At 69.7% G+C, this 7,531-nt stretch carries 6 protein-coding genes and 1 pseudogene; 3 read left to right on the top strand and 4 right to left on the bottom strand.

Features of this window, described 5'->3' with window-relative positions; genetic code table 11:
• Positions 1-156, top strand: a pseudogene (locus AB0K12_RS48245) (ATP-binding protein); the annotation flags it as partial.
• A 162-nt stretch (positions 157-318) separates the two neighbouring features.
• Here AB0K12_RS48245 and AB0K12_RS48250 read toward each other — a convergent pair.
• From AB0K12_RS48250 to AB0K12_RS48265, 4 genes are read right to left on the bottom strand one after another with little or no spacing between them, the layout of a single operon-like run.
• Positions 319-1,323, bottom strand: a complete 1,005-nt coding sequence (locus tag AB0K12_RS48250) for a methyltransferase (protein ID WP_364576113.1) — start codon at positions 1,321-1,323, stop codon at positions 319-321.
• Between the two features lie 19 nt (positions 1,324-1,342).
• Entirely contained in the window at positions 1,343-2,140 is a 798-nt protein-coding gene (locus AB0K12_RS48255; protein ID WP_364576115.1) for an ABC transporter permease, read from the bottom strand.
• A complete protein-coding gene (locus tag AB0K12_RS48260) occupies positions 2,137-2,913 on the bottom strand; it encodes an ABC transporter permease (protein ID WP_364576117.1) in 777 nt (258 codons plus the stop codon). Before AB0K12_RS48260 ends, AB0K12_RS48255 begins: the two co-directional genes overlap by 4 nt.
• Positions 2,910-3,896 carry an ABC transporter substrate-binding protein gene (locus AB0K12_RS48265; protein ID WP_364385929.1) on the bottom strand — a complete coding sequence of 329 codons (987 nt, stop codon included), beginning with the start codon at positions 3,894-3,896 and terminating at the stop codon, positions 2,910-2,912. Before AB0K12_RS48265 ends, AB0K12_RS48260 begins: the two co-directional genes overlap by 4 nt.
• 482 nt (positions 3,897-4,378) lie before the next feature.
• Between AB0K12_RS48265 and AB0K12_RS48270 the strand changes: the two genes are divergently transcribed.
• Complete coding sequence (locus AB0K12_RS48270) at positions 4,379-7,237, top strand: nitrate- and nitrite sensing domain-containing protein (protein ID WP_364576120.1); 2,859 nt, start codon at positions 4,379-4,381, stop codon at positions 7,235-7,237.
• A gap of 67 nt (positions 7,238-7,304) precedes the next feature.
• The coding region (locus AB0K12_RS48275; RefSeq protein WP_364576122.1) for a roadblock/LC7 domain-containing protein at positions 7,305-7,531 on the top strand (227 nt) is incomplete at its 3' end.

Raw genomic sequence — 7,531 nt, forward strand, 5'->3', positions numbered from 1 at the left:
AGCGACGCCGAGGTGCGCGACGCGCTCACCCTGGCGCCGCACATCCCCATGGTGCGGCTCGACGCCCGCTCCAAAGACTCCGTCAAGAACACGCTCATCCAGCTCGTCGAGCACGCGCTGACGGTCCGCATGGCAGTGCCGGGCTGGGGCGGCTGACCCCGGCTCCGGCGCCGCGCCGGCGACGAGCCGTGCCCTTCCCGGCTCGCCGGACGCGGCACCCGCGCTCCGGCCCTGCCAGCGCTGCCCTGCCAGCGCTGCCCTGCCAGCGCTGCCCTGCCAGCGCTGCCCTGCCAGCGCCGCCCTGCCAGCGCTGCCCTGTCATCGCTGCCGGGCCTCGATGAGGCTCGCGCCGGAGCCCAGCTCGACGACCTCACCCATCGCCAGACCCGCCCGGCCGAGCAGCGCCGCGTACTCGTCGCGGCTGCGCTCCGCGCCGCCGTTGAAGATCGCCAGCATCCGCAGGTCGATGTCCTTGCCCAGGTGCGGCCGCTCGTCGTCGGGGAGCACCACCTCCAGGATGAGGAGGCGGCCGCCGGGGTTCATGGCCGTGCGGACGTTGGTGAGGATCTTGACGCAGTCCTCGTCGTCCCAGTTGTGCAGGATGCTGGCCAGCAGGTAGACGTCGCCGCCGGACGGCACCGCGGCGAAGAAGTCGCCCGCCACCACCTCCGTGCGCTCCGCCAGGCCCTCCTCGGCGAGCGCCTGCCTGGCGTGGTCCACCACGTGCTCCAGGTCCATCAGGACGCCGCGCAGCCCCGGGTTGGCGCGCAGCACGGTGGCCAGGATGTGGCCCTTGCCGCCCGCCACGTCCACCATCGTCCCGGTGGCGGGGAAGGCGTAGCGCTCGGACAGGCCCTCGGTGAACGGCACCGCCCTGGCCGCCATGTAGTCGTCGAACAGCGTGCTCGACTCCGGCTTGCGGGCAAGGTAGTCGTACAGGGGGCCGTACTGCTCGATGAAGGCCGAGCGGCCGGTGCGCACGGTGTCGGGCAGCGTGCGCATGGCGTACCAGAAGCCCTCCTCGCCGAGCATGCGGATCGAGGAGCGGACGAAACCGGGCGCGTCCGAGCGCAGCGCGCCGCCCCGCTCGGTCAGCTCGTACGCGTCCGCCTCCACCGCCCTGACCAGGTCCATGGCGGCCAGCTCGCGCAGCACCCTCCGCAGTGAGGGCGCGTGCGCCCCGGCCCGCCGCGCCAGCTCGGGCGTGCTCAGCGGGCCCTGCGCGAGATGGTCGGCCACGCCCAGCTCCGCCATGGTGAGCAGGGCGGCGAAACGCGAGATGTCACCCAGGGCACCCCACAGGAGGTCGTCGGAATGCGGCATGAGTCCTTCCAGAGGGAGTTCACGGATTGCGCGTGGCCTGCCGGTGCCACACCAGCACGCGGCGCTCGGCCAGCACGAACAGGGAGTTGACGACGTAACCGAGGATGCCGAGCAGCGTGATCGTGGCCCACACCGCGGCGCCGTCGAAGCTGCGCTGCGCCTGCAGGAGCTGGTAGCCGATGCCGTCGCTGCCGCCGATCAGCTCGGTGAGGACCATGAGGATCAGCGCGAGCGACAGGCTCAGCCGCAGCCCGGCGAAGATCTTCGGCGAGGCGGCCGGCAGCACGACCACCCGCAGCCGCTGGAACCTGGTCAGGTTGAAGACGGTGGCGGTCTCGGTGTACGTCCTGTCGATCGCCCTGGCGCCGTCGATCGAGTTGAGCAGCACCGGCCACACCACCCCGAACACGATGGTCGCGAGCTGGGTGATCAGCACGCCGTACGGCGAGTGCAGCCCGGCCTGGAGCACCAGGAACACGGGGATCAGCAGGGGCGGCGGCAGCGAGCGGCCGAACTCGATCAGCGGGTCCACGTAGTCGGTCGCCGTGCGGGAGCGGCCGAGCAGCATGCCGGCGATGATCCCGATCAGCGCCGCCAGGATCCAGCCGCCGAACATGCGGCCCAGGCTGGGCAGGATGTTGTCGATCGCGTCGTCGGTGAGGAAGATCCGGCTGGCCGGGCCCGAGAACCACAGCTCGTGCATGGCTGCCACGATCGTCGTGGGCGGCGGGAAGTCGGTGTTGCCGACCGCTCGGGCGGCGAACTCCCAGACGACGAGCAGGACCGGGATGACCCAGATCTTGGTGAGGAGCTTCACGACTCCGACGCCCCCGTCCGCATCCGGTGCCAGTGGAACAACCGGCGCTCGCCGGCCAGGAGCAGCACGTTCGCGAGCACGCCGAGGACGCCGGCCCAGACCGTGGCCGCCATCATCAGGTCCGTCCTGTTGCCGCTGCCGGCCAGGTTGACGAAGACGCCGATACCGGCGACGCCGCCGGCCAGCAGCTCGGCGCTGACCGCGAGGACGAGCGCGATGCCCGCGGCGATCCTGACGCCGGTCGCGACGAACGGCGCGGCGCTCGGCAGGCTCACCCTGGTCAGCACCGCGAGGGGGCCGAAGCCGAAGCTGCGCAGCGACTCCTTGGCCACGGGGTCGACGTCGTGCATGCCGTACAGGGTGTTGATGAGGATCGGCCAGACGGAGGCGTAGACGATGACCGAGATCTTCATGAGCTCGTCCACCGGGATCAGCAGGATCGCCAGGGGGATGATCGCCACGCTCGGGATCGGCCGCAGGAACTCCAGCACGGGCCTGATCGCCCGCTCCACCGGCGCGAGCGCGCCGAGCAGCACGCCCACCGGCACGGCGATGGCGGTGGCGATGAGCAGGCCGAGCACCCAGTTGGTCAGGGTCGCGCCGAGCCCGGCCAGGAAGTCGGGGTCGGCGGGCAGGCGCACGGCTTCGAGCAGGATCGTCGACGGTGCGGGGAACTGCAGGTCCTCACTGATGCCGAAGCGGATGACCAGCTCCCCGGCGACGAGGAACCCCGCGGCGCCGGCGGCGCCGCGGAGCAGACGTGCGATCGTCACTTCGACGCGGGAGCCGCGATGACCGACTTCACGTCGATGGGGCTCTTCAGGTAGCCGTACTCGAGCATGAGGTCGGCGACCTTCTGCAGACGGTTGGCGTTCAGCTCACTGGGGAAGGAGCCGAGCGTGATCACCGAAGCGGTCTTGGCGTCGATCTTCGTGTACTTCGGCAGCATGGCCTCGATCTCCTTGCGGTCGCTGGAGACGAGTTGCTGAGCCTTGCCGATCGCGCGCTGGAAGGCGGCCAGCGTCTTCGGGTACTTCTGCGCCCAGTCCTCGGTGGCCATCCAGCCGGCGATGGGCAGGTCGGCGGTCTGACCGGTCATGACGTCCGCCAGCTTGCGGAAGCCGTGCTGGCTCTGGTTGGCGGTGATGAACGGCTCGGTGATCCAGCAGGCGTCGGCCTGGCCGCTGAGCAGCGCGTTGCCCATGTCGGGGAACGGCTTCTCGACGAACTTGACGTCGTCGGCCGTCAATCCGGCGACCTTGAGCTGCGTCAGCGTGGTGAGCGTGGCGACATTGTTGAGGTTGTTGACCAGAATGGTCTTACCCTTCAGATCCGCCACGGTCTGAATCTTCGAGTCCTTCGGCACCATCAGGTTGAAGGTGTTCGGGCCCGCCTGGTACATGTCGGCGACGAGCTTGATCTTCTTGCCCTCGCTGACCGCCGCGAACGTCGAGACGTAGTTGGTCATCGAGATGTCCAGAGCGCCGCTCAGAATCTGCGGGAGTGCCGCGGCGCCACCGGTGATGACGGTCGGCTGAACGGTCAGGCCCTCTTCCTTGAAGTAGCCCTTCTCATTCGCGACATAGAGAGCCACCGGGTCAGGTACGGGCAGGGCGCCGACCTTGATGGTGGTCTTCTCGAGGCCGCCGCTGTCGGCCGACGTGGTGCCAGGGTCGTCGGATCCGCCGCAGCCGGCAAGAGTCAGAGCGACTGCGACGCCGACAGCAATGGCGTTACAGCGCAGTTTGCGTGTCATGGGGGGTTCTCCTACCAGGGGGAAGCTTCTGGAGATCGGCACTGTATGCCGGGCGTGAAGCGTACCGGAGGCTAGATCCAAACGGCAGCACTATGCCGCGTTTATGCACTTTATCTGCTAAAGATGACTGTCCAGGGATATAGATGTAAATATAGGCATAAAGTAGGTTTATGGGTTGTATGTCCGGATTGAGGTGCCGGTTGCGCTCCGTGGTCAAGGGCTCGCCACGTGAACAAGGTGTCATTTGGAACGGTTGAAAACACCCGAGACGTTGGCCTAAGTATGAGGTTTGTGCTCAAATTGGGCCTCGAACTTGCCTGCGATCACTCGTCCTTGTGACGAAGCCGCTGAAACCCCCTTAAGCAGGCCATGGCGAGAGGTTGCCACCAGTGAGGACAACAACGGCCGAGTCCGGTCGTGGCAGGGCTCCGGACGGACCGGATCACTCTGCGGGCTTAGAAGCCCCGCAGGTACAGCAGCCCGTGTCGGGCAGCCCGTTCGCGCTGCGTAACTGGCGCGTGCGAACCCGCCTCATCGCCCTCATCGCCATTCCCACGCTCGTGGGCGTCATCTTCGGCGGGCTGCGGGTCACCGACTCCATCAGCAGCGCACAGCAGTACCAGCTCATCAGCGACGTGGGACGGCTGGTGAGCCAGCTCGGCGAGCTCTCCCGCGACCTCGGTCTCGAACGCGACCTGGCCGGCCGCTTCGTCGCCGCCAACAAGCGGGCGACCGAGGGCCAGCGGCTCAAGAGCCAGCAGGAGATCGTCGACGCCAGCGTCAACAGGACCAAGGCGGTCGCCGGCGAGGCGCGCGACTCGCTGTCCGAGATCGGCCGCAGAACCCTCGACCGCATCGAGGTCCGGCTCGCCCAGCTCGGCTCGCTGCGCACGACGTACACCAAGGACCAGCTGCCGCCGCTGCCGACCGTCGAGACGTACTCCGAGATCATCGCCGACCTGCTGCAGGTCTACGACGAGCTCGGCCAGGGCTCCACGGACGAGCAGCTCACCTCCACCGCCGCCGCGCTGCGCACCATCGCCCGCGCCGAGGAGGAGGCCTCCAAGCAGCGGGCGCTGCTGATGATCGCGCTGGTGCGCGGCAGGTTCGAGGAGCCGGAGTTCAAGGGCTTCCTCGACGCGGGCTCCCGCCGCGAGAGCGAGCGGGCCTCGTTCAACGCGGTCGCCACCCCCGCCCAGCGGCAGAACTTCGACAACACCGTGGCCAGCCAGAAGATCGGCCGCGCCGAGTTCTACATCAGCCGCGCGGTGCTGCTGCACAACACCGCCACCCCGTTGCGCAGGCTCGACAACTCCACCTCCAAGGACGTCGACCTCTGGTTCGACTCCATCTCCGAGACCGTCGACCGGCTGCACCAGGTGCAGAAGTCGCTGGCGGAGGAGGTCGCCACCCGGAGCGCCGACGTGGCGAGCGGCGACAGGCAACTCGCCGCGATCAACATCGGCATCGTGGTCGTGCTGCTGGTCCTGGTCCTCGCGATCACCGCCCTCATGGCCGGCTCGCTCGTACGGCCACTCAGGCGGCTGCGCAGCGACGCACTCAAGATCGCCGGCCACACGCTGCCCGACCTGGTCCGCCAGCTCCGCAACACCGACATCGACCCCGACAAACTCAGGGTCCCGCCCATCGAGATCAACTCGAAGGACGAGATCGGCGAAGTCGCGCGGGCCTTCGACGAGGTGCACCGCGAGGCGGTCCGGCTGGCGGGCGAGGAGTCCAAGCTCCGCAGCAACGTCAACGCGATGTTCGTCAACCTGTCCCGCCGCAGCCAGACCCTCGTCGAACGGCAGATCACCCTCATCGACGGCCTGGAGCAGGGCGAGCAGGACGAGCAGCGGCTCGGCAACCTGTTCAAGCTGGACCACCTGGCCACCCGCATGCGGCGCAACAGCGAGAACCTGCTGGTTCTCGCCGGCCAGGAGCCCCCGCGCCGCTGGAGCCAGCCGGTCCAGCTCGTCGACGTCGCCCGCGCCTCCCTGTCCGAGGTCGAGAACTACGAGCGCGTCGTGCTGGAGGTGCCGGAAGGCGTCGCCATCGCGGGCCAGGCCGTCAACGACGTCATCCACCTGCTCGCCGAGCTGATCGAGAACGCGCTGTCGTTCTCGCCCCGCGAGACCCGCGTCCCGGTCTCGGGCAGCAGGATCGACGGCGGCGGCATCATGCTCTCCATCAGCGACTCCGGCATCGGCATGACCGCCGAGGAGCTGGCCCAGGCCAACGAGCGGCTGACCGACGCGCCCACCGTGGACGTCTCCGTCTCCCGCCGCATGGGCCTGTTCGTGGTCGCGAGGCTGGCGCACCGCCACGGCATCCGCGTCCAGCTCCGCCCGCACGGCTCCGGCGGCCTGACCGCGATGGTGCTGATCCCCGAGTCGCTGCTCGGCCCGCAGGCCCCGTCGTACGCGGGCGCCGCCCCCGCCGCCTCCAGGGAAGAGTCCTTCCCCGTGGCGCAGCACGCCCCGCAGGGCGGTTCGTGGCCGGCCTCGTCGTTCCAGCTCGGCCCCGGACACCCGTCCTACCCGTCCTACCCGTCGACGGACGCCGTCCCGCCGGCCGGGTCGTGGCCGTCGAGCCCCGCCCTGCCCGCCGAGGCCGCCGGCTGGATGTCCAGCGACTCCTCCAACGACGTCTGGGTGACATCGCGCGGCCCCGCCGCCGGCGAGAGCAGGCTGCCCCAGCGGGAGAACGGGCTGCGAGAGAACGGACTGAGGGAGAACGGGCTTCGGGAGAACGGGCTGCCGCAGCGCGAGGGCGGCCTGCCCCAGCGCGGCGGGCTGTCCGACGACACCCGCCCCTGGATGCGCGGCGTCGAGGCGGCGCCGCCCGCGCCGAACTCCTTCGACTTCCCCGAGACCGAGTCCGCGGCCACCGGCCCGATGCCCGCGATCCCGTCCGGCCCGTCCGGCCCGCCGAGCGGCGGCGCCGCCGGCAACGGCGGCAACGGCGAATACCTGCCGATCTTCGCCTCGGTGGAGTCGGCGTGGTTCGACCAGGCCGCCGCCGCGGCCGACGCGACGTGGAGCTCGCCCAAGGCGGACGCGGGCTGGAGCGCGGCCGAGGCCGTACGCGAGCCGGTGCGCGACGGCGCGACCGCCGCGGGCCTGCCCAAGCGGGTGCCCAAGGCGAACCTGGTGCCCGGCTCGGCCGACACCGTCTCGGCGCCGAAGGGCGTCGCCCCGATGCCGGCCGTCTCACCGGATCGGGTGCGCAGCCGGTTGTCCAGCTTCCAGCAGGGCTTCAGGGCCGCGCGCGACGACATCAGCGAGGGCAGGACGTACGGGTCCGGCCCCAGGGATAACAGTAGGGATGAGGGCGCATGAGCGAGCGCAACAAGCGGCCAGGGGAACGCAGCCGACTGTCGTTCGTGCGACCGGCGGAGGAGAAGGTATGAACGACCTGAGCCACGCGGCACGCGGGGTGGACTGGTTAATCACCGACTTCGTCAGCACCGTTCCGGGGGTCGCGCACGCGGTGGTGGTCTCGTCCGATGGTCTGCCGTTGGCGGCGTCGGCGGGTTTTCCTGCTGATCGTGCTGATCAGCTGGCTGCGATCGCGTCGGGTTTGGTGTCTTTGACGCAGGGTGCGGCGCGGGTGTTCGAGGGGGGTGCGGTCAA

Origin of the sequence: Nonomuraea sp. NPDC049419, from assembly GCF_040676995.1 — a bacterium.
GTDB lineage: Bacteria > Actinomycetota > Actinomycetes > Streptosporangiales > Streptosporangiaceae > Nonomuraea > Nonomuraea salmonea.

Coding starts and splice junctions, on each gene's coding strand:
- AB0K12_RS48250 (WP_364576113.1), bottom strand. CDS start 1,323: ATGCCGCATTCCGACGACCTCCTGTGGGGTGCCCTGGGTGACATCTCG.
- AB0K12_RS48265 (WP_364385929.1), bottom strand. CDS start 3,896: ATGACACGCAAACTGCGCTGTAACGCCATTGCTGTCGGCGTCGCAGTC.